23 protein-coding genes and 1 tRNA gene are annotated in these 19,301 nt (G+C 67.7%); 10 read left to right on the top strand and 14 right to left on the bottom strand.

What is annotated here, in order from left to right; genetic code table 11:
• Positions 1–9: 9 nt before the first annotated feature.
• From VHS75_RS06210 to VHS75_RS06240, 7 genes are all read right to left on the bottom strand, one after another.
• Positions 10–768: an SDR family oxidoreductase gene (locus VHS75_RS06210; RefSeq protein ID WP_329637743.1), complete on the bottom strand. Its 759-nt coding sequence runs from the start codon at positions 766–768 to the stop codon at positions 10–12.
• Positions 765–1,955 carry an acyl-CoA dehydrogenase gene (locus VHS75_RS06215; protein WP_329637744.1) on the bottom strand — a complete coding sequence of 397 codons (1,191 nt, stop codon included), beginning with the start codon at positions 1,953–1,955 and terminating at the stop codon, positions 765–767. Before VHS75_RS06215 ends, VHS75_RS06210 begins: the two co-directional genes overlap by 4 nt.
• Before the next feature lie 96 nt (positions 1,956–2,051).
• Entirely contained in the window at positions 2,052–3,605 is a 1,554-nt protein-coding gene (locus VHS75_RS06220; RefSeq protein WP_329637745.1) for an acyl-CoA synthetase, read from the bottom strand.
• A 62-nt stretch (positions 3,606–3,667) separates the two neighbouring features.
• Positions 3,668–4,783: a phosphotransferase family protein gene (locus VHS75_RS06225; protein WP_329637746.1), complete on the bottom strand. Its 1,116-nt coding sequence runs from the start codon at positions 4,781–4,783 to the stop codon at positions 3,668–3,670.
• A 424-nt stretch (positions 4,784–5,207) separates the two neighbouring features.
• On the bottom strand, positions 5,208–5,417 hold the full coding sequence (locus VHS75_RS06230; RefSeq protein WP_329637747.1) for a hypothetical protein: 210 nt from the start codon (positions 5,415–5,417) through the stop codon (positions 5,208–5,210).
• 120 nt (positions 5,418–5,537) lie between these two features.
• Positions 5,538–5,978, bottom strand: a complete 441-nt coding sequence (locus VHS75_RS06235; protein ID WP_329637748.1) for a hypothetical protein — start codon at positions 5,976–5,978, stop codon at positions 5,538–5,540.
• A gap of 172 nt (positions 5,979–6,150) precedes the next feature.
• Positions 6,151–6,226: transfer RNA gene (locus VHS75_RS06240), tRNA-Lys, on the bottom strand.
• Positions 6,227–6,346: 120 nt separating this feature from the next.
• Between VHS75_RS06240 and VHS75_RS06245 the strand changes: the two genes are divergently transcribed.
• Complete coding sequence (locus VHS75_RS06245) at positions 6,347–6,670, top strand: Hpt domain-containing protein (RefSeq protein WP_329637749.1); 324 nt, start codon at positions 6,347–6,349, stop codon at positions 6,668–6,670.
• Positions 6,671–6,683: 13 nt separating this feature from the next.
• On the opposite strand, the gene VHS75_RS06250 is transcribed toward VHS75_RS06245, so the two are convergent.
• From VHS75_RS06250 to gcvA, 4 genes are all read right to left on the bottom strand, one after another.
• Positions 6,684–7,022 carry a metalloregulator ArsR/SmtB family transcription factor gene (locus VHS75_RS06250; protein WP_329637750.1) on the bottom strand — a complete coding sequence of 113 codons (339 nt, stop codon included), beginning with the start codon at positions 7,020–7,022 and terminating at the stop codon, positions 6,684–6,686.
• A 1-nt stretch (position 7,023) separates the two neighbouring features.
• Positions 7,024–7,497 carry an SRPBCC domain-containing protein gene (locus tag VHS75_RS06255; protein ID WP_329637751.1) on the bottom strand — a complete coding sequence of 158 codons (474 nt, stop codon included), beginning with the start codon at positions 7,495–7,497 and terminating at the stop codon, positions 7,024–7,026.
• An 84-nt stretch (positions 7,498–7,581) separates the two neighbouring features.
• Positions 7,582–7,908: a chorismate mutase gene (locus VHS75_RS06260; RefSeq protein WP_329637752.1), complete on the bottom strand. Its 327-nt coding sequence runs from the start codon at positions 7,906–7,908 to the stop codon at positions 7,582–7,584.
• A gap of 15 nt (positions 7,909–7,923) precedes the next feature.
• The gene (gene gcvA, locus VHS75_RS06265; protein ID WP_329637753.1) at positions 7,924–8,880 is read right to left on the bottom strand and encodes a transcriptional regulator GcvA; all 957 of its coding nucleotides are present in this window, start codon (positions 8,878–8,880) and stop codon (positions 7,924–7,926) included.
• Positions 8,881–9,052: 172 nt separating this feature from the next.
• On the opposite strand from gcvA, the gene cobA reads away from it, so the two are divergent.
• The 6 genes from cobA to VHS75_RS06295 are packed head-to-tail and all read left to right on the top strand — an operon-like array spanning position 9,053 to position 13,996.
• Complete coding sequence (gene cobA / locus VHS75_RS06270) at positions 9,053–9,883, top strand: uroporphyrinogen-III C-methyltransferase (RefSeq protein ID WP_329637754.1); 831 nt, start codon at positions 9,053–9,055, stop codon at positions 9,881–9,883.
• Positions 9,880–10,239 (top strand): DUF2849 domain-containing protein, encoded by a 360-nt coding sequence (locus tag VHS75_RS06275; RefSeq protein WP_329637755.1) that lies wholly within the window; start codon positions 9,880–9,882, stop codon positions 10,237–10,239. Before cobA ends, VHS75_RS06275 begins: the two co-directional genes overlap by 4 nt.
• Positions 10,240–10,247: 8 nt before the next feature.
• Positions 10,248–11,903 carry a nitrite/sulfite reductase gene (locus VHS75_RS06280; protein WP_329637756.1) on the top strand — a complete coding sequence of 552 codons (1,656 nt, stop codon included), beginning with the start codon at positions 10,248–10,250 and terminating at the stop codon, positions 11,901–11,903.
• Positions 11,887–12,402, top strand: coding sequence for a DUF934 domain-containing protein (locus tag VHS75_RS06285; RefSeq protein ID WP_329637757.1), 516 nt, complete (start codon positions 11,887–11,889; stop codon positions 12,400–12,402). Before VHS75_RS06280 ends, VHS75_RS06285 begins: the two co-directional genes overlap by 17 nt.
• A gap of 2 nt (positions 12,403–12,404) precedes the next feature.
• On the top strand, positions 12,405–13,145 hold the full coding sequence (locus tag VHS75_RS06290; protein WP_414694248.1) for a phosphoadenylyl-sulfate reductase: 741 nt from the start codon (positions 12,405–12,407) through the stop codon (positions 13,143–13,145).
• 29 nt (positions 13,146–13,174) lie between these two features.
• On the top strand, positions 13,175–13,996 hold the full coding sequence (locus VHS75_RS06295) for a ferredoxin--NADP reductase (RefSeq protein WP_329637759.1): 822 nt from the start codon (positions 13,175–13,177) through the stop codon (positions 13,994–13,996).
• A gap of 41 nt (positions 13,997–14,037) precedes the next feature.
• Here the strand turns inward: VHS75_RS06295 and VHS75_RS06300 are convergent, their stop codons facing one another.
• The 3 genes from VHS75_RS06300 to VHS75_RS06310 all read right to left on the bottom strand — a co-directional run bounded on the left by VHS75_RS06300 (position 14,038) and on the right by VHS75_RS06310 (position 17,000).
• Positions 14,038–15,834, bottom strand: a complete 1,797-nt coding sequence (locus VHS75_RS06300) for a DUF885 domain-containing protein (protein WP_329637760.1) — start codon at positions 15,832–15,834, stop codon at positions 14,038–14,040.
• Between the two features lie 55 nt (positions 15,835–15,889).
• The gene (locus tag VHS75_RS06305) at positions 15,890–16,441 is read right to left on the bottom strand and encodes an AAA family ATPase (RefSeq protein WP_329637761.1); all 552 of its coding nucleotides are present in this window, start codon (positions 16,439–16,441) and stop codon (positions 15,890–15,892) included.
• A 79-nt stretch (positions 16,442–16,520) separates the two neighbouring features.
• Positions 16,521–17,000 carry a 3D domain-containing protein gene (locus VHS75_RS06310; RefSeq protein ID WP_329637762.1) on the bottom strand — a complete coding sequence of 160 codons (480 nt, stop codon included), beginning with the start codon at positions 16,998–17,000 and terminating at the stop codon, positions 16,521–16,523.
• 189 nt (positions 17,001–17,189) lie between these two features.
• On the opposite strand from VHS75_RS06310, the gene VHS75_RS06315 reads away from it, so the two are divergent.
• Genes VHS75_RS06315 through VHS75_RS06325 form a run of 3 tightly spaced genes read left to right on the top strand, consistent with a single transcriptional unit; the run spans position 17,190 to position 19,289 of the window.
• Positions 17,190–17,771, top strand: a complete 582-nt coding sequence (locus tag VHS75_RS06315; RefSeq protein WP_329637763.1) for a glutathione S-transferase family protein — start codon at positions 17,190–17,192, stop codon at positions 17,769–17,771.
• 43 nt (positions 17,772–17,814) lie between these two features.
• Positions 17,815–18,828, top strand: coding sequence for a S1/P1 Nuclease (locus VHS75_RS06320; RefSeq protein ID WP_329637764.1), 1,014 nt, complete (start codon positions 17,815–17,817; stop codon positions 18,826–18,828).
• The gene (locus tag VHS75_RS06325) at positions 18,828–19,289 is read left to right on the top strand and encodes an NUDIX domain-containing protein (protein WP_329637765.1); all 462 of its coding nucleotides are present in this window, start codon (positions 18,828–18,830) and stop codon (positions 19,287–19,289) included. The genes VHS75_RS06320 and VHS75_RS06325 overlap by 1 nt, the downstream gene beginning before the upstream one ends.
• The last annotated feature ends 12 nt before the right edge of the window (positions 19,290–19,301 follow it).

Consider the following 19,301-nt stretch of genomic DNA (forward strand, 5'->3'; position numbering starts at 1 on the left):
TCGCGGCGGCTACAGCGAGGACACGCAATGGCCGCCATCGACGGTGATGACGCTGCCGGTCATGAAATTTGAGGCCTTAGACGCCAGTAGGAGCAGCGGACCGTCCAGATCGGACGTGGCGCCGACACGCCGTTGCGGGATCCGATTCACCAGAGCGCGCCCCGCTTCGCTCTCGAAGTAGTCGCGGTTCAGGTCGGTGACAAAGTACCCGGGCGCGAGCGCGTTCACGCGGATCCCAAACCGCGCCAGTTCCAGCGCCAATTGCCGGGTCAGTTGGATCACCCCGGCCTTTGAGATTGCGTAGGGCGCGACGCTGTTGGCCTGTCTGAGACCCGTGATCGACGCGATGTTGATGACCGACCCGCCGCAGCCCCGAGCGCGCATGGACCGCGCCACTTCGGTCGCCACCAGCCAGACGCCCTTCAGGTTGGTGTCAACCACCCGATCGAAGTCGGCCTCGCTTTGGTCGAGGGCAGCTCCGGTTGTCACCACGCCAGCGTTGTTGACGAGCACGTCGATTGCACCGGCCTCAGCCACCGCAGCTTCAACCGACTCCGCACGGGTGACATCCAGCGCGACGGCGCGAGCCTGGCCGCCTCTGCTCCTGATTGAGCTAACCAGAGCTTCAAGCGGCTCGACGCGGCGAGCGGCCACCACCACAGACGCGCCGGCACGACCGAGCACACGGGCGAAATGTGACCCGAACCCCTCGCTCGAGGCTCCTGTCACCAGCGCGGTGACGCCACTGAGGTCGGCCGACAGAGTCATTGCGACGCACGCCAGTCGCGGTCGACCTTCTTTGCCAGTGACCAACGGTGTACCTCGCTTGGTCCGTCGTAAATTCGGAAGGCGCGGACTTCGCGGTAGACCTGTTCAACGATCGTCTCCCTCGAAACGCCGGTGGCACCCATGACTTGGACGCAGCGATCCGCGACACGGCTCAACGCCTCCGAGACCGCGACCTTGGTCATCGAGGTTTCCGATGTGCCATGAAGGCCCGAGTCGAGGACTTTGGCGGCCCAGTCGATCATGAGCTCGGACTGCTTCAGATCGATAAGGTTGTCGGCGAGCATGAAGCCGACGCCTTCATGTTCGATCAGGCGGCGTTTGAAAGCCTGGCGGCGGCAAGCGTAGTCGGTCGCGATCTCGTGAGCGCGCGTGCAGGCGCCGAGCCACCGCATGCAATGTGTCAGTCGGGCGGGCGCCAGTCGCACTTGGGCATATTCGAACCCTCTGTGCGGCGCCCCAAGGATCTGATCGGCCGGCACACGGAGATCCTCGATGGCAACCACCGCATGGCCCCCCGGCATCGAGCTGTCGATGGTGTCCAGAATGCGCTCAATACGGACGGCCGGATCTGGCAGATCGACCAGGAACATGGTGGCCGCGCCCTGTCCGTCGCCCGGGTCTGTTCGCGCCATGATGATGCCGACACCGGCGCCTTGGGCGCCGGTGATGAACGTTTTTCGCCCCGAGATCACCCAGTGATTTCCATCCGGCCTCGCGAAGGTGCGCATGAGGGCGGGATCTGATCCCGCGCCGTTCTCCTCCGCGGGCTCGGTCATCAAGAAGGCCGATCGGCCGCCTTCGAGCAGCCGATTGAGGAATCGCGCTTTCTGTTCCGACGTCGCCACCTTGCCCAGGAGGTTCATATTGCCCTCGTCCGGGGCCGCGACGTTGACTGCGACGGGCCCCAATGGCGAGAGCCCCGCCGCGCGCAGGATCGGCGCGGTGTCGGCGTGAGACAGGTGCGTTCCGTCGGCCAGGATATGAGGCGTGAGAAGTCCGCGGTCGCGCGCCAGGCCGCGCAGTTCGTGGACAAGACCATCTTCCGGGCCATGGGGTCCACACCGGGGGTCCTTTTCGAAGGGCGCGACGACGGTCCGAACAAAAACCTCGACCTGAGCGGCGATGTCCTGGGCAGGGGTGCGACCCGGCGCGCTAGCGTCTGACATTCGTGGCCTTCTGGATAAGAGGGAATGCGCCGTCGTGGCCGGGCGCCGTTGCCAGCCGGTGAGATAGGGCAGGGCCGGCCGGGCGGTCGAAGGACGTCACGTCCCGGCGCCTGAGATGGTCGATGAGGCGGCGCGCGCGGCCTCGCTGCGCCGGAGTTCGGACCGTTGGATTTTGCCCGTCGGCGTCCTGGGGAGAACGTCGATGAATTCGATGAGCCGAGGATATTTGTAGGGCGCCGTCGCGGCCTTCACGTGGGCCTGCAACTCCGCGACGAGCTCGGCGCCGGGATCGTGGCCAGGCCTGAGGATGACGAAGGCCTTGACGATTTCGCCTCGCTCACGATCCGGCACGCCGATGGCGGCGGTCTCGAAGACGGCGGGGTGTTCGAGAAGCGCGTTTTCGACTTCGCTCGGACCAATGCGATAGCCGGCGGAGTTGATGATGTCGTCGCTTCGGCCGAGGTGATAGAAATAGCCGTCCGGGTCACGCTTTGCGCGGTCTCCCGTGACGAACCAGCGCCCGTCCGGCCCATCGAGGTAGGACTGGGCCGTGCGCTCTTGATCTCCCCAATAGCCGAGCATTAGTTGCGGGTTCGGCGTCAGGATCGCCAGATCCCCTTCGACCCCGTCCGCAAGCCGCGTGCCGTCGGGGCCAATCACGGCGATCTCGGACCCTGGCGCGGCCACACCCATCGATCCCGGCCGCGGCGGAAGTCCTGGGGGATTGATCACCGTCATCAAGGATTCGGTCTGACCGTAGGCCTCGGCGACGTCGAGCCCAGTCGCACTCCTCCAGCGCTCCGCCACAGCGGGATTGAGCGCTTCGCCGGCGGTCACCGTCCTGCGCAGGGCGCTCAGATCGAACGCACCGATGTCTTCGTCGACAAGCCGGAAAAGCTCGGTCCCGGGTGCGCAGTAGACGGTCACGCCAAAGCGCTCGATCAGGCCCAGGCGCCCGCGCGCATCGAACGGGCCGTCGTAGAAAAAGGCGCACGCGCCCTGGCTCCAGGGTCCGAAGAGGATGCTGGTCCCGGCCTTGCTCCAGCCCACGTCCGCCGTGCACCAGATGGTGTCCTCCGGACCGAGGTCCAGCCAGGTTTGCGCCGCGCCGCGCCAAGCGTAGATCGCGCGGGAGGCATGCAGCACCCCCTTGGGCAGGCCGGTGGAACCGCTGGTGAAATAGAGGATCGCGGGATCTTCCGCGGAGACCTCGGCGGGTTCGTAGCTTTCGTCTCCGGCGCCCAGGACGGAGTCGAATTCCTCCCAGCCGGGAGCGGTGCCCAGGGAGAGGCGGGTCGGAATACGTCCGGTCAAGCCTTCGAACTTACCGTGGTGTTGGGCGCGGATGATGGCGCAGGTCGGCTCCGCGCGTTCAATGCGATAGCGAAGATCTTTGCCCGTAAGCATCTCGATGCAGGGGATCGCCACTGCTCCGAGCTTCAAGCATGCAACCATCGCGATCTGCCATTCGGGGATCCGCGGCAGCATGATGAGGACCCGATCACCCTTTCGGACACCCCGGGCGACCAGAGCGGAAGCCAGCTGGGCGGAGAGGCGCGCAATATCGGAGAAGAGGAACCGCCGCGTGGCTCCCTGGGCGTTGGCCCAGATCAGCGCCGGCCCATCCGCTTCTCGCGCCCGGCGATCCACGACGTCCCGGCCGAAGTTGAAACGTTCGGGGACGGTCCCCTCGGATTCTCGATACCCCATGGTCAAAATCGCTTTCCCGCCGCGACGTCCACTCCGAAGTCGAAGATCCCGTCCGCAATGCGGGCGAAGGTTCCGTGGCGCGGGTCGCTTGACCCTTCGGACTTGTAGCGAGCGTGGAGTTGGTGGAAGACGACGCCAAGCCGGAAGATGGCGAGGACGCGATGCGCCCGGAACGCGTCGAGCGACCGCCCGGTCTGGCGAGCGTAGGCGACCGCGGCGGCCTCGCGCGTCCAGAACCCCGGTCGCGCGGTCGGCATCTGCGCTAGGTCCTGCATGGCATCCGGATCGCCGGGCTCGGCCCAGTAGCTGAGCAGCGTGGACAGGTCGAGGAGCGGATCGCCCTGGGTGGCCATATCCCAATCGACGATCCCGACAGCATCGGCCGTCTTGGGATCGAGGATGATGTTGTCGAGCTTGAAGTCGTTGTGCAGCAGCGTGGGGTGCTGAGCTTCCGGAAGCGGCGCCTCGGTAAGCCATCGGATCAGCTCCCGAGCCGATGTGGGCGGGCTTTCGCCCATCACGGCGAACGCCCGGGCGATCCAACCTTCGGCCGTACGGCGCACGAAACCCGTCGGTCGCCCGAGATCGTTCAGGCCGACGGAGGCGAGTGGCGCGGCGTGAACAGCAGCAAGGGTGTCGATCATCATCGCCGAGAGGCGCGCGCCCGTTGTGGCCGTGTCGGGCAGGGGCGACACCTCGGCGCCCCGCAGGATCGCCCCGTCTCTATATTCCAGGATTTGGAACGGCGTCCCGGCCACGGATGGATCGGCGCAAAGATGGATGCTGCGCGGCGCCAAGGGGAACGCGCGCCAGAGGGACGAGAGCACGCGATGCTCGCGAACCATGTCGTTGGCGCCCCGGGGCAGGGGGCCGTTCGGCGCGCGCCGCAGGACCGCCCAGGCTCCATCCAGCCAGATCAGGTAGTTCAGGTTGGCGAGCCCGCCGGCAAACCTCCGCGGGGCGACCGTCAGGTCGAGACTCATTCCCTCCCCGGCCAGATGTGTGCTGACACGTGTCCAGTCGAAGGGTGCTGTGTCCTGCGCCGCCAGGGCGGCAAACCGCGGCGCGTCCGCCGACCGTGGCGCCAAAGACGATCCGGGCGCGGCCTTCGAGTTCACGGAAATCTCGACCCGTCCCGGGCACCGCCGTTCGCGGCGCGGCTAAGCCTTTCGTCGCGAAGACCATCACTCCACATGGAATTTCACCCGCGCTCACGTCAAACGAATGATTGATCGTTCATATGTCGCACCGGGGGGTCGCACGTCAATGTCTGTAATCAGAAGGCCATGTGAACCCCGTCATCCGCCATCCCGGCGGTCATGAGACCCCAAGCGCGGTCGTTGTCTAAAGCTAGACTGAAGCTCTAGGCGATCAGTCGCCGGAATAGTGGCGCGGATCGACGAGAGCCGCCCAAGACGTTCAGAAGCTGGGAGCTTGTTGGCGTCTTTGTTGGTATCATGTGACGGAATTGGCCTGCCGTCCTGGGCAGTTCGACTCCTGCCGGGTCTTCGTGGAAGACAGATTAGACGAGGATGACGCCCGTCACCGAAGCTGCGTCGATACCTTGAGCCGGCCTGACAACTGCCCATCGACCGCGCGAGTAGAGCCGAACATCTCGGGGCTCTTGCAGATTTGACCAGCCACGGCCTCGATCTGTTTGAACACTTCGATCTTGTCCGGTGCGGGTGTCGTGGCGGTCGGCGCGGCAATGCCTTGCGACGCCGCACAGGCGGTTGCGAGACCGGCGATCATCCCAACGATTGGACGGGTTGACTGTTGCATGGGGGCACGAAGCTTGGCCGATTCGGTGGCTCCCGGCGAATCAAGAAAGCTCTGCCATTCAGCTTCGCTGACCTGATCGAAGATCGTCGCTCACACCGCAGCCGGCGGTGGGGGCGGTGGGGGCGGCTGCGGCGGCGCGAGTCCTGTCAGATCGGGGCGGTAGCATCCTTCCGCTTCCACGAATTCCATCTCGATCTTGGGATCAAGTAACCGCCAGAGCGTGCGACCATTTTCGGTCAGTTTCTCGGATGGCGCGATCATTGCGCCCCATGGCGCAAGGAGGTCACGGACAAAGGCATAGATCGCCGGGGCAACGCCGGCTCCTTGTGCTGTGACCATGATGCCGGTCGCGCTCCAAAAGCGCGGGAAGTCGTCCCAAGGGGCGAACTGGCACATCGTCCCGTCATCGACCCTCAGGTGCAGGACCGGGCCTGGGAAGAATTCAAAGGTGATCTGCCGCGCCGCGCCGTGGCGGTCTAAAAAGCTGCCGCTGTTGAATGCGACCGGCCGAAGTCCCGGCATGACGGTCATGACTGGAAATCTGGACATCCCTCGCCCGCCTAAGGTTGTGACTCCGAAAGCACGCCAACCCCTAAAAACGACATTTCGAAGGGGCGGGGACACGCGACTACATGTTGTGTCCCCATCCGTGTCCCCGGAGGGGATTTCGCTGTGTTCGATTTCCGCTAAGTCTTTGAAAGAATGGTGGGTGCTGGGGGATTCGAACCCACGACCCGCTGATTAAGAGTCAGCTGCTCTACCAACTGAGCTAAGCACCCGCCGTCGCACCGGATCTGAAACTGAGGCAGTATCGAGCCCCGGTGGCGAGGGCGCGGAAAATACGCGAAAACGCGGCCTTGGCAAGGCGCGTCCGGAGGCTGTGGTTTGAGGGGGCTAAGGTGACGGCGCAAGGCTCTGACGGCGCAGTGGATTTCGCCTATCTGGAGGACTTCGCAGCGGGCGACCGGCAGGTGGTTCGCGAGGTCCTGACCCTGTTCCGCCAGCAGGCCCAGCTGTGGGCCGGATCGCTCGACGCGGCCGACCCGGGCTGGCGCGACGTGGCGCACACCATCAAGGGCGCGGCGCGCGGCGTCGGCGCTGTCGCGCTCGGCGACGCCTGTGCCCGAGCCGAGGCCGAAGGCGAGGGCGCGCTCGGCGAGGTGAGGGGCGCCCTCGATGCGGCGGTCGCGGAGATCGGCGGCTATCTGGCGCGCGCCGGCTAGCGCGGTCGCCTCTTTAGCCGTCGTCGTCCTCGGCCAGCAGGTCGCCGAGGCGATCCATCCGCCCGGTCCAGAGCGCGCGGTGATCGGCGGCCCATTGTTCGACCGTGCGGAAACCGGCGAGGTCGAGGCTGCAACTGCGCACGCGGCCGAGCTTACGGGTACGCACGAAGCCCGTCTCCTCCAGAACCTGCAGGTGTTGGCCGATCGCTGTGACCGTGACACCTAGCGGTTCGGCCAGGCGCGAGACGGACGACGGGCCCTCGACCAGCCGGTCGAGGATCGCCCGGCGTGTCGGGTCGCCGAGAGCGTGGAACACGCGGCCGATGTCCGGAGAGGCGAGGGCGGGCGTCATCCTAGTCGGCCATCGCCCGGCCCAGGCTGTCGAGCAGCGCGACCCAGCCGCCCTTGCGCATTTCAGGCCCGTCGGCGCCCTCGTAGAAGCAGGCCTGGTGGGTCAGGACGACCTGCGTCTCCGCGCCCTGGCTGATCAGCTCGAAGGTGATCAGCGAGGTCGAGATCCGCCGTCCGCCAAACATCATGCTGGTGGATATGACGATGCGGATGTTCGGCACGATGTCCTCGAACCGGCCCTCATTGGCCATCACCAGGCCGGGGAACGGCGTCTTGTCGCCCAGACGATAGCTGCTGCGCTCGGCTCCGCCCTCGCGGAAATCCTGCTCAAAGACGTCGACCTGGTGGTCTCCGACATCGGCGTACCAGCGCCGCTTCTTGGCCGGGTCGGAAAGGTAGCCGAACACCCGCTCGGCCGAGGCCGGATAGGTGCGGTCGATGATGAAGGTGTCGTGGACGACGGGCGAACGGGTCATGAGCGCCTCCTGCGCTGACAATGAAGTATGGACTTCACTATCTAGACGCAGACGATCTTAGTCAAGTATGGACTTCAGTATCGTTCAGACGGTTTGGCGCCGTGCGTCCCAGACGCCGAATTCGTAGGCGATGCAGCCCTCGATGAGGGTGCGCCAGACGGGCTCGGCGATCTCTTCCGACAGGCCGGCCGCGCGGGCGGCGGCCTTCACCTTGGCGACCACGTCCTCGATGCGGGCGCTGTCGCGCACGGCGGCGCGGTCGGTCTTGATGCGCGCGGCGGCGTCCATGTACCGCTGCCGCTCGGCCAGGACGGCGACCAGCAGCCGGTCGAGCGCGTCCACGCCGACGCGGACCTCCGCCATGGTGCTGCAATCGGCGGGCGCGGGCCGCGGGTCGGTCGAGAAATCCATACTGAACTCGTCTGGTTAGATGCCGGCGCCGTTATCGATGGCGAGCAGGGCGGCCTGGTGGGCCTCGGCCTGGGCCTCGATCCAGCTGACGAAGGCCTTCACCTGTGGCAGCCGGCCCTTGGCCTTCGGATGGACGAGGTAATAGGCGAAGTCCACGGCGGTGGCGATCTGCAGCGGGGCGACCAGGCGTCCGGCCTCCAGATCGGCCTGGGCCAGGGTGCGTTTGGCCAGTGCGACGCCGCGGCCGTTGACCGCCGCCTCGATCACCAGGCTGGACTGGTTGAAGCGCGGCCCGCGCATGCCGTCGATGGTCTTCAGCCCCCGCGCGGCCAGCCACATGGACCAGTCGGGGCAGCTGTCGTCGAGGTCCGGCGATCCGTCGTGCAGCAGGATGTGGTTGGCGAGGTCGGCGGGCGTATCCAGCGGCTTGGCGGCCAGGTGATCGGGGCTGGCCACCGGGATCACGGTCTCGGAGAACAGGCGCGTGACCTCCAGGCCCGGATATCGGCCGGCGCCGTAGCGGATCGCGACGTCCACCTCACCGGCCTGCAGGTCCACGAGCTCGATAGCCGCCGAGAGCCAGACGTCGACCTGCGGATGGGCCTGTTCGAAGGCGCCCAGCCGCGGCACCAGCCACTTGGCCGCGAAGGACGGTGGCGCGGTCAGGGTCAGGCGGCGGCCATCGACGGCGGCGGTGAGCAGCGAGGCTGCCTCGGCCAGGCGGTCAAAGGCTTCGCGCAGGGCGGGCAGGGCGGTCTGGGCCGCATCGGTCAGCAACAGACCCTTGGGCGTGCGCTTGAACAGCGCCGCGCCGACGTAGTCTTCCAGGTTCTGGATCTGCTGGCTCACCGCGCCCGGCGTCACCGACAGCTCGTCGGCGGCGCGGCTGAAGTTCAGGTGGCGCGCGGCCGCCTCGAAGGCGCGGAGCGCGTTCAGCGGCGGCAGACGCCTTCGTTCCACTGGTCTTTCCATAGAATTCCTGACAGCCCGGGCAGAAGTCCTTGGCTTGCGAATTGGGAGGCCCGTCACCTATTTGCAAGCGTCCGCCGGTGTCTCGGCCCTTTTCATCGGTGGATATCGGCGGGGCGGGCTTCGGTCCGTCCCGTTCCGGTTTGTAGGCGAAGCTTATTAGAGAACCTAATCCATGGCGCAACGGCAACCTGGACGACGCCCAAGCGGCCTGGTGGTGCTGGACGGCAAGAGTCGGCGCCAGGCCGGCGTCGTCTGGCTGGTGGGCGCGGGCCCCGGCGACCCCGACCTTCTGACCATCAAGGCGTTGAAAGTGCTGCAGAGTGCCGACGTCGTGGTGCACGACGGCCTGGTCTCCGATGAGATCCTGGCGCTTGCCCCGGCGGCGGCGCAGCGCATCTCGGTCGCCAAGCGCAAGTCGCGCCATTCCTACAGCCAGGACGAGATCAACCGCATACTGGTGGCCTTCGGCCTCGAAGGCCTGACGGTGGTGCGGCTGAAGGGCGGCGACCCCTTTGTCTTCGGCCGCGGCGGCGAGGAGCTGGAAGCCTGCCGCGCGGCAGGCGTCGAGTGCCATATCGTCCCCGGCGTGACCGCGGCCCTGGCGGCCAGCGCCAACGCCGGCGCGCCGCTCACCCACCGCGGTTCGGCGCAGGCGGTGACCTTCGTCACCGGTCACGCTTCGGGCGGCGCTGAGCCGGACCTGGACTGGGCGAGCCTCGCCCGCGCCAACCAGACGGTGGTGATCTACATGGGCCTGTCGCAAGCCGCCCTGATCGCCGCCCGTCTGACGGCGGCGGGCCGCGCCGGCTCGACCCCGGCCCTGATCGTCGAAAACGCCAGCCGCGCCGACGAGCGCCGCATCGTCACCACGCTCTCCGGCCTGGCCGAAGCGGCCTCGGGCCTGACCGGGCCGGCGCTGTTGATCGTCGGCGAGGCCATGGCGTTGGCGCAAGCTCATGAGCCCACCCAACTGCAGGCCCTCCTGCGGGAGGCGCGGGCATGAAGGCCCTCACCGCCAACCGCCTGATCGACGGCGAGGTCGTGTTCTGGCGCGAGGGCCAGTGGGTGGAGCAATTCGGCCAGGCTGAGCTGTTCGCCGACGACGATCCGGCTGGGGAGGCCGCCGAGGCCCACGGCAAGAACCAGCCGACGGTCGTGGTCGAGCCCTATCTGATCGACCTGACCCAGTCGCAGGGCCTCTGGGCGCCCGTCAGCTACCGCGAGCGCATCCGCGCGCTCGGCCCGACCAATCTGAACCACGGTAAGCAGGAACATGGCGGCGCCGCCATCGAAGCCCTGCAGCTCGCCCACGGCGCGGCCCGCTCCACCGGCCGCGTCGACCTGATCAAGCGCAAGTAGAGGCCGCCATGTACCGCTACGACCAGATCGACAAGGACATGCTGGCCGACCGCAGCGCCGAGTTCCGCGGCCAGGTCGCTCGCCGCCTGGCCGGGGAGCTGTCGGAAGACCAGTTCAAGCCTCTGCGGCTTCGGAACGGCCTCTATCTGCAGCTGCACGCCTACATGCTGCGCGTCGCCATACCCTATGGCTCGCTGAACCCGACGCAACTTCGCAAGCTGGCCTGGATCGGGCGCACCTACGACAAGGGCTACGGCCACTTCACGACGCGCACCAACCTGCAGTTCCACTGGATCAAGCTGGCCGACGCGCCGGACATCCTAGACGCCCTGGCCAGCGTCGACATGCACGCCATCCAGACCTCCGGGAACTGCATCCGCAACGTCACCGCCGATCCCTACGCCGGGGCGACGGCCGAGGAGATCGACGATCCGCGCGTCTGGGCCGAGGCCATCCGGCAGTGGTCGACGGTGCATCCGGAGTTCAACTGGCTGCCGCGCAAGTTCAAGATCGCCGTCACCGCCGCCGCCAAGGACCGGACGGCGGCCAAGACCCACGACATCGGCCTGAACCTGAAGCGCGCCCGCGACGGCGTGCTGGGCTTCGAGGTGATGGTCGGCGGCGGCCTCGGCCGGCTGCCGCATATCGCACCCACCGTCCGCCAGTTCCTGCCCGCGCAGCGCCTGTTCTCGTACCTGGAGGCGATCCTGAGGGTCTACAATCGCCACGGCCGGCGCGACAACATCCACAAGGCGCGCATCAAGATCCTGGTGGCCGCGCTCGGCCGCGACGAATTCGCGAGCCAGGTCGAGGCCGAGTGGGAGAAGATCGGAACGTCGGCCGACCTGCCTGACACCGAGCTCGCGCGTATCCGCGGCGCCTTCGCCCCCACCAGCTTCGAGGCCCTGCCGGCGGTGTCGGAGGCCTTCGAGGCCGCCAAGGTCAAGAGCCCGGCCTTCGCCCGCTTCGCGCGCAACAACCTGAAGCCGCACAAGGTCGCCGGCTATTCCATCGTCGAGATCTCGCTGAAGGCCATCGGCCAGACGCCGGGCGATGCAACCGCCGAGCAGATGGACGTGGTCGCCGACCTCGCCGAGCGCTTCGGCCAGGACGAGATCCGGGTCACCCACGAGCAGAACCTGGTCCTCCCGCACGTGAGACTGGACGATGTTCCGCAGGTCTGGGCGGCGCTGGCCGAGGCGGGCCTCGCCACGGCCAACATGAACCTGGTCAGCGACATCATCGCCTGCCCGGGCCTGGACTACTGCGCGCTGGCCAATGCGCGCTCGATCTCGGTGGCCCAGAACATCGCGGAGAAATTCGCCGACGCCGAGCGCGCCGAGCGGGTCGGCGAGCTGAAGATCAAGATCAGCGGCTGCATCAACGCCTGTGGCCACCACCACGTCGGCCACATCGGCATCCTGGGCGTCGATAAGAAGGGCGAGGAGTTCTACCAGCTCACCCTCGGCGGCTCGGCGGCGGAAGACGCCGGCGTCGGCCAGGCCCTGGGCCCGGCTCTGCCCTACGACAGGGTCGCCGAGGCGGTGGACACCCTGGTGGACGTCTACCTGCGCGAGCGCCAGGGCGCAGAGCGCTTCCTCGACACCTTCCGGCGCACCGGCGTCGCCCCCTTCAAGGAGGCCGTCTATGCCGACGTTCATTAGCCTCGCCAGAACTGAAGATGGGAACGGCGCCTTCGTGCTCGCCGAGGATCCCTTCACCGCCGTCGCCGACGACCAGGCGATCCCGCCCGGCGACGTGATCGTCTCGCTGACCCGCTTCCAGGCTGAGGGCGAGAGCCTGCTGGGCGAGGGCCGCCAGGTGGGCGTGCGGCTGGAAAGCGACGAGGAGATCGAGGCCCTGGCCTACGACCTTCCGGAGATCGCGGTCGTGGCGCTGGCCTTCCCGAAATTCGGCGACGGGCGAGCCTACACCTCCGCGCGGCTGCTGCGCGAACGGTTCCAATACAAGGGCGAGGTGCGCGCCGTGGGCGACGTGCTGCGCGAGCAGGCGGGCTACATGGTCCGCTGCGGCTTTGACGCCTTCGAGCCGGCGGATGGCTCGACCGTGGAGGCGTGGGAGAGGGCCACCCACCGCTTCCGTCACGTCTACCAGCGCGCCAGCGACGGCCGTCCCGCCGCCTATGAGGCGCGGGGAGGATGAGCTTGGCCTACGATATTTCCGACCGCTACCTGGCGCTGGCCCCGCGCCTGGACGCCGAGTTGCGCCACGCGCACCCGCGCACGGTCATCGAGGAGGCGGTGGCGACCTTCGGCGACAGGCTGGCCCTGGTCTCGTCCTTCGGGGCGGAATCGGCGGTGCTGCTGCACCTGGTCTCCAAGGTGAAGCCGGACATGCCGGTGCTGTTCCTGGACACTGGCATGCTGTTCGGCCAGACGCTCGACTACCGTCGGCAACTGGCGGCGAAGCTCGGTCTGATCGACGTGCGCGACCTGCGCCCCAACTACCACGACCTGGCCACCGCCGACCCTGAGGCCAAGCTCTGGCAGACTGACACCGACGCCTGCTGCCACGTGCGCAAGGTGCTGCCACTGGATCGCGCCCTGGCCGACTTCGACGGCTGGATCACCGGGCGCAAGCGCTTCCACGGCGGCGCGCGCCTGTCGCTGCCGGTGGTCGAGGAGGCCGACCACCAGGTGAAATTCAATCCCCTGGCCAATTGGGGCAGGGAAGACCTTGACGCCTACGCGGCGGAATACGATCTGCCAGCTCATCCGCTGGTGGCGCAGGGCTTCCCCTCGATCGGTTGCTGGCCCTGCACGAAGCCGGTGGAGGACGGCCAGGATGTCCGCGCCGGCCGCTGGGCCGGGGAGGACAAGACCGAGTGCGGCATCCATGTCGCGCGCGCGCCTGGTGCGGTGGCCAATGTCGGCGGCGATATTTGACGCGGACCTGAGAGAGCGTAGACACCCCGATGAATGACGTTTCCCTCGCGCCCGTGGCGGCTCCTGTGAAAGCCGGCGGCGCCTTCTTTGTCGAGACCGTGACCTGGGTCCAGCATTGGACTGAGAGCCTGTTCTCGTTCCGCACGACCCGCGATCCGGGCCTGCGCTTCTCCAGCGGGCAGTTCGTCATGGTCGGGCTGGAGAAGGAGGACGGAAAGCCGCTGGTCCGCGCCTATTCCATCGCCTCGCCGTCCTGGCACGAGGAGCTGGAGTTCTATTCGATCAAGGTCCCGGACGGCCCGCTAACCTCGCGCCTGCAGAAGATCCAGGTCGGCGACCAGGTGCTGATCGGCCGCAAGCCCACCGGCACCCTGGTGCTGGACGGCCTGCGCCCAGGCAAGCGGCTCTACATGCTGGGCACCGGCACGGGGCTGGCCCCCTGGCTGTCGCTGGCCCGAGATCCGGACGTCTACGAACGCTTCGACGAGGTGATCGTCACCCACACGGTGCGCGAAGTCGCCGATCTGAATTATCGCGAGCTCTTGTCCGGCGCCTTGGCCGAGGACGAGATCCTGGGCGAGCTGATCGGACCGAAGCTCAAATACTATCCCACCGTCACCCGCGAGCCGTTCAAGACTGAGGGCCGGATCACCGACCTGATCGCCTCGGGCCAGCTGTTCCGCGATCTGGGGACGCCGCCGTTCGATCGGGCCGTGGACCGGGTGATGCTCTGCGGCGGCCCCTCGGTGCTGGCCGACCTGAAGCAGCAACTGCTGGACCTCGGCTACGAGGAAGGCTCCATCGCCAGCCCCGGCGACTTCGTCCTCGAGCGCGCCTTCGTCGAGACCTGACGGCGTCTTCGCGACGCGTCCGAAGCCGGCGCAAACCGTTCCTAAGCGGCCTTGCGCGCGGCGATCCAGTCGGCGCCGACCTGGTCGAGGATGTCGAGCGGCACGCGGCCGCAGGACAGCACGGCCTCGTGGAAATCCTTGATGTCGAATTTGCCACCCAGCGCCGCCTTGGCGCGGCCGCGCAGGTTCACGATGGTGGTGTGGCCGAGCTTGTAGGAACAGGCCTGTCCCGGCGTGGCGCAATAGCGTTCGACCTCGCGAGCCGCGAAGCCGGGGGCCTCACCCTCGTTCTCGACGAAGCGGGCGATCGCCTGCTCGCGGCTCCAGCGCATGTGGTGGATGCCGGTGTCGACCACGCAGCGGTTCGCGCGGAACAGCTGGAACTTCAGGTAGCCGATGCGGCCCAGTGGGTCGTCGTCGTACATGCCGATCTCGTCGGCCAGCTGCTCGGCGTAGAGCGCCCAGCCTTCGCCATAGCCGGAGAAGCCGGTGGACTTGCGGATCAGCGGCAGGTCGGTGTTGGAGAGCGCCAGTCCGCCCTCCAGCTGATGCCCCGGCAGGCCCTCGTGGAAGATGGTGGTCGAGAGGCAGAACCTGGGCCACTCGGCGCTGTCGTGCAGGTTGAAATAGACGATGCCCGGCCGTGAGCCGTCGATGGCCGGGCCCTGGCTGAAGGCCGAGGCCGCGCCGGCCTCGGTCTGGATCGGCACCCGGCGGACCTCGAACTTGTAGGGCGGGACGCGCTTGAAGACGCTGGGCAGCCGCGGGCGGATCTCGTCCAGGCGGCGGTTGCAGTAGGCGATGGCCTCGACCTTGCCGGCGTCGGTGTTGGGGAACAGCTGCTTGGGGTCGGCGTAGAGGTGCTTGATCCGCTCGGCGATCGAGCCCTGCGTCAGGCCCTCCTTCTTCAGGAGGCCGTCGATCCGCGCCGAGATCTCCTTGCCCTGTTCCAGGCCGATCTTGTGCACTTCGTCCGGCGAATACCGGGTCGTCGTCGTGGAATGCAGGGCGGCCTCATAGAAGGCGGGCCCTTCCTTGAAGCGCCAGACGCCGGCGTCGTGGACGGCGCCGGCCCGCAAGGCCTTGGTGGCCGCCAGCTGGCGTTCCAGGGCCGGCAGGACCTTCTCGCTGTAGATCTTCGCCGCATCCCTGCCGTAGCGGTCGCCCAGGCCCTTGTCCGAGGCCCGGCGGGCGATGGAGGTGACCACCAGCGCCCTGTCGGCCGGCAGCACGGTCTTGCCCATCTGGTCGAGGGTCAGGTCGAGGATGAAGTCCGGCGGCGTGATGCCCAGGCCGACGTCGTGGCGCAGCCGGTCGGTGTCGGCGTTCAGCTGGTCGCCGAAGGCCGACAGGCGCGACAGATAGGCGTCGGCGTCTTCCGCCGTGGCAATGGTGTGCTTGGTGTCGAGGAAGTCGGGCGTCGACTGGTAGGCGCCGGTGAGCTGGCTCAGCACATAGGTCGACGGGCTGAAGGCCGAACCCCCGAAATCGAAGCCCTGGGTGCGGGCGGTTGACTGGCGCGTATAGAGCACCACGTCATAGTTCAGCCGGTCAGGGCCGGTGAGCCTGGTCCGATCGACAGCCTGCAGGCGGCGAAGCTGGTCGGCGTTCAGCGCCTTGGCGGCGGCGCGGCCGGCGCTCGATCCGTCGTCGAGCCTGCCTTTCAGGCCGGCGTTGGCGCCCTTGTCGAGACCGAGCTGGGTGGCGCTTTCCGGGCGCTGCTGCAGGCCCTCCTTGAAGAAGGCGTCGAACAGGGCCGAAAGCTGCGGATCGCCGGCTGCCAGGGCCCGGGGCGCGAGCCCCACGGCCGCCGCCGCGGCGCCGGTGGAAAGGAGCATGGCGCGGCGGTTCAGCATCGTTTGGGCGTCCGTCTGGAAGGGAAGGCAGCGGACCCTAGGGCGGACTCGGGCCGGCCTGCAAGGCGTGGCCCAGCACGAAGGCGGCGCGGGCCTCGACGGCGCCCGTCGGCACGATCAGCGGCTCATAGCCGAAACGCTGCAGCCCGCGCAGGATGCGCCCGAACGTGGCCTCCGCCTCGGCCCAGTCTTGGCGGCGCTCGGCGTCCGTCTCGTAGATCTCGCGCCACGGCGGGAAGACGAAGACCCGGGCGTTGTACCGGCGCATCTGCGCGGCGCCGATCAGCTCGGCCGGCGCGTCCCATCTGGCGTCGAATCCGTCGAGAATGCTGCGGTCGAAGAAGACGCGGGCCGTCTCATGGGCCAGCGCGTCGAACTTGGCGATGTCGCGCCGCACGCACAGCTCGCAGTAGGTCGCGTGGTGGTCCCAGGGCGTGGCCCGCCCGCCCGCGGCGGCCTGCTCGGCGATGACCGCCCGGTGCGTCTCTTCGACGACCCGCTCACCCCGGCTTTCGAGGTGGCGGATAAGGGTGGTCTTGCCGACCCCCGGGCCGCCGGTGAAGACGAAGAAATTCGGCTTTTCGATCAAGGGGTTCTCCAGACATGCTGAATAGTGCCAAGAATGGCGGGGCCGCAGTCCGGGGAGATGTGTCGGGCGGGCCGGAGCTCTAGCCCGGGGGGCAGCCTTGGAAGTCGCCGACCTTGACGGCGGTGAGGCTGGACAGGTTCAGGCTGCGGACCGGGCCCATCGAGCCGGCGTTCTTGCCGGTGTAGAGGTCGATGCGCGGGCCCTTGATCGCGCTACCGGCGTCGGAAGCGTACCAGTAGCCGTCATGCACGCTGCCGTCGGGCATCTTCAGGCCGACGGTTTCCTTGATGAACAGCACGCTGCGCTTGGGGATCAGGTTCTTGTCCACGGCGACCGTGCGCATGGCCACGACCTTGCAGCCCAGGGCGTCCAGCGCGCCGACGCCCTTGGCCCCGGCATGATAGAGCGTCGCCTTCAGATTCCAGCCGGGACCGGAGGGCAGGGCGCCGGTGACCACCGACATGATCAGGTCGCCGACCGGATCCGCAGGCGCAGCCTGGGCGGTGGAGGAGAGGAAAATCAGGGGCAAGATTGCCAGGGCGGCGAGGCGGCGTCGCAAGACGGCGTCCTCCTTCGTCGTTGAACTGGTGCGATGGCGAACCTAGCCGGACTGAGCTGGGCTGCCAACCCCAAGCGGGGTACGGCCTCGTAGCCTGTCAGTAACTCTAACAGGCGACGTAAGCCGACATCGCTTGCGCGCCGAGACGGATAGCCGCTTTATCCGCGCCGCGATCAGGGGGCGCACGTCATGAAAATCTATGGGGATTCCATCTCCGGCAACTGCCTGAAGGTGAAGTGGGTCGCCGACTCGTTGGGCCTTTCCTACAGCTGGATCGAGACCAGCGTCCTGAAGTCGGAGAGCCGCACTGCGGAGTTCCTGGCGCTGAATCCGGCGGGGCAAGTTCCGGCCGTGATCCTCGATGACGGCCGCGCCCTGGCCCAGTCGAACGCCATCATCCTGCACTTGGCGGAGGGCTCGGCCCTGATCCCGGCCGACGCCTATCAGCGCGCCAAGATGCTCGAATGGATGTTCTGGGAGCAGTACAGCCACGAGCCCTATATCGCCGTGGCCCGCTTCCAGGTGCGTTTCCTGGGCAAGCCGATAGCCGACCTGGAGCCGCGCCTGGTGGAGCGCGGCTGGGGCGCGCTGCAGCGCATGGAGGACGGGCTGGCGGCCTCGCCGTTCCTGGCGGGGCCGGCGGTCAGCCTCGCCGACGTGGCCCTGGTCGCCTACACGCGGGAGGCCGGTGACGGCGGCTTCGACCTGGCGGCCTATCCCCGCATCGAGGCCTGGATCGCCCGGGTGGAGGCGGCGCTGGACATCGCCTGATCGGCTCTTGCCTTTGGGGAAGCGAGCCGACAAACCGGAGGCCATGAAACGTCCCCTGATCGCCGCCGTCGCAGCCCTCGTCATCGCCGCGCCCGGCGCGGTCTTCGCCTGGGGCGGTTCCGGCCACCGGATGATCGGGGTCGCGGCGATGCAGGCCCTGCCGGCCGAGTTGCCGGCCTTCCTGAAGGCCCCGCAGGCGATCGTCGACGTCGGCGAGTACAGCCGCGAGCCGGACCGCATCAAGCGCGCCGGCAAGGCCTTCGACAGCGACCGCGACCAGGGCCACTTCCTGGATCTCAGTGACGACGGGACCGTGTTAGGCGGCCCCAAGGTCACGGCCCTGCCAACGACCCGCCAGGACTACGAAAAGGCCCTGCAGGCGGCCGGAACGGATAGCTGGAAGGCCGGCTATCTGCCTTACAGCATTCTGGAATATTATCAGCAAGTTATGCAGGATTTCGCCTACTGGAAGGCGCTGAATTTCGCGGCGTCCAATCCGGCCTGGGCGGAGCACAAGGCCTTCTTTGTCGCCGACAAGGCGCGGCGCGAAAAACAGGTCCTGATCGACATCGGCTACCTGTCGCACTTCGTCGGCGACGGCAGCCAGCCGCTGCACGTCTCCATCCATTTCAACGGCTGGGGCGACTATCCGAACCCCGGCGGCTATTCCACGTCCAGGACGACGCACGCCGACTTCGAGGGCGCCCTGGTGCGCCAGTCGGTCACCCAGGCCGACGTGGACAAGGCGATGACGCCGCTGCGCGCCGCCGACGGCGGGGTCGATATCCAGCTCGTCGGCGCCTATCTCGCCGCAACCGGCGCCCAGGCGGTTCCGCTCTATGAGTTGGAGAAGGCCGGCGGCATGAAGCCCGGCGATCCGCGCGGCGCGGCCTTCGCCACCCGGCAGATCGCCATCGGCGCCTCGGAGCTGCGCGACATGATCGTCATGGCCTGGCGCGGCGCCGACAGTCAGACCGTGGGCTGGCGGCCCGTGCCGCTGGCCGACATCCTCTCGGGTAAGGTCGATCCCTACAACGCCTTCTACGCGATCGACTGATGACCATTCCGCAGTTCGGCGAACCTGAACCCGGGCGGTCTTATCCGGACCGGCCGGCGGCCTTCGTGATCGTTGAGCGCGACGGCCGGATCGCCATGGCGCGCGTCACCTTCGAAGGCGGCGGCGGTCGTCTCGACCTGCCGGGCGGCGGAATCGATCCGGGCGAGACGCCGCAGCAGGCCGCGATCCGTGAATGCGGTGAGGAAGTTGGATTGGCGGTGGCCGTCGAAGGCGAGGTCGCCCGCGCCGATCACTTTTTCACCAACGAGGACGGGTCGAGCGTCAACACCCGCGGGGTTTTCTTCGCCGCCCGGCTGGAGGCCGCGGCGCCGCACCTGAAGATCGAGGATGACCACGCCCTGGAATGGATGACGCCGCACGAGGCGCTGGTCCGCCTGGACCGTGACTCCCACGTCTGGGCGGTGGCGATGTGGCTGCGCCGCGGGCGGGATTTGCGCTAGGCGCCCCAAGCG

Origin of the sequence: Phenylobacterium sp. (assembly GCF_036264965.1) — a bacterium.
GTDB lineage: Bacteria > Pseudomonadota > Alphaproteobacteria > Caulobacterales > Caulobacteraceae > Phenylobacterium.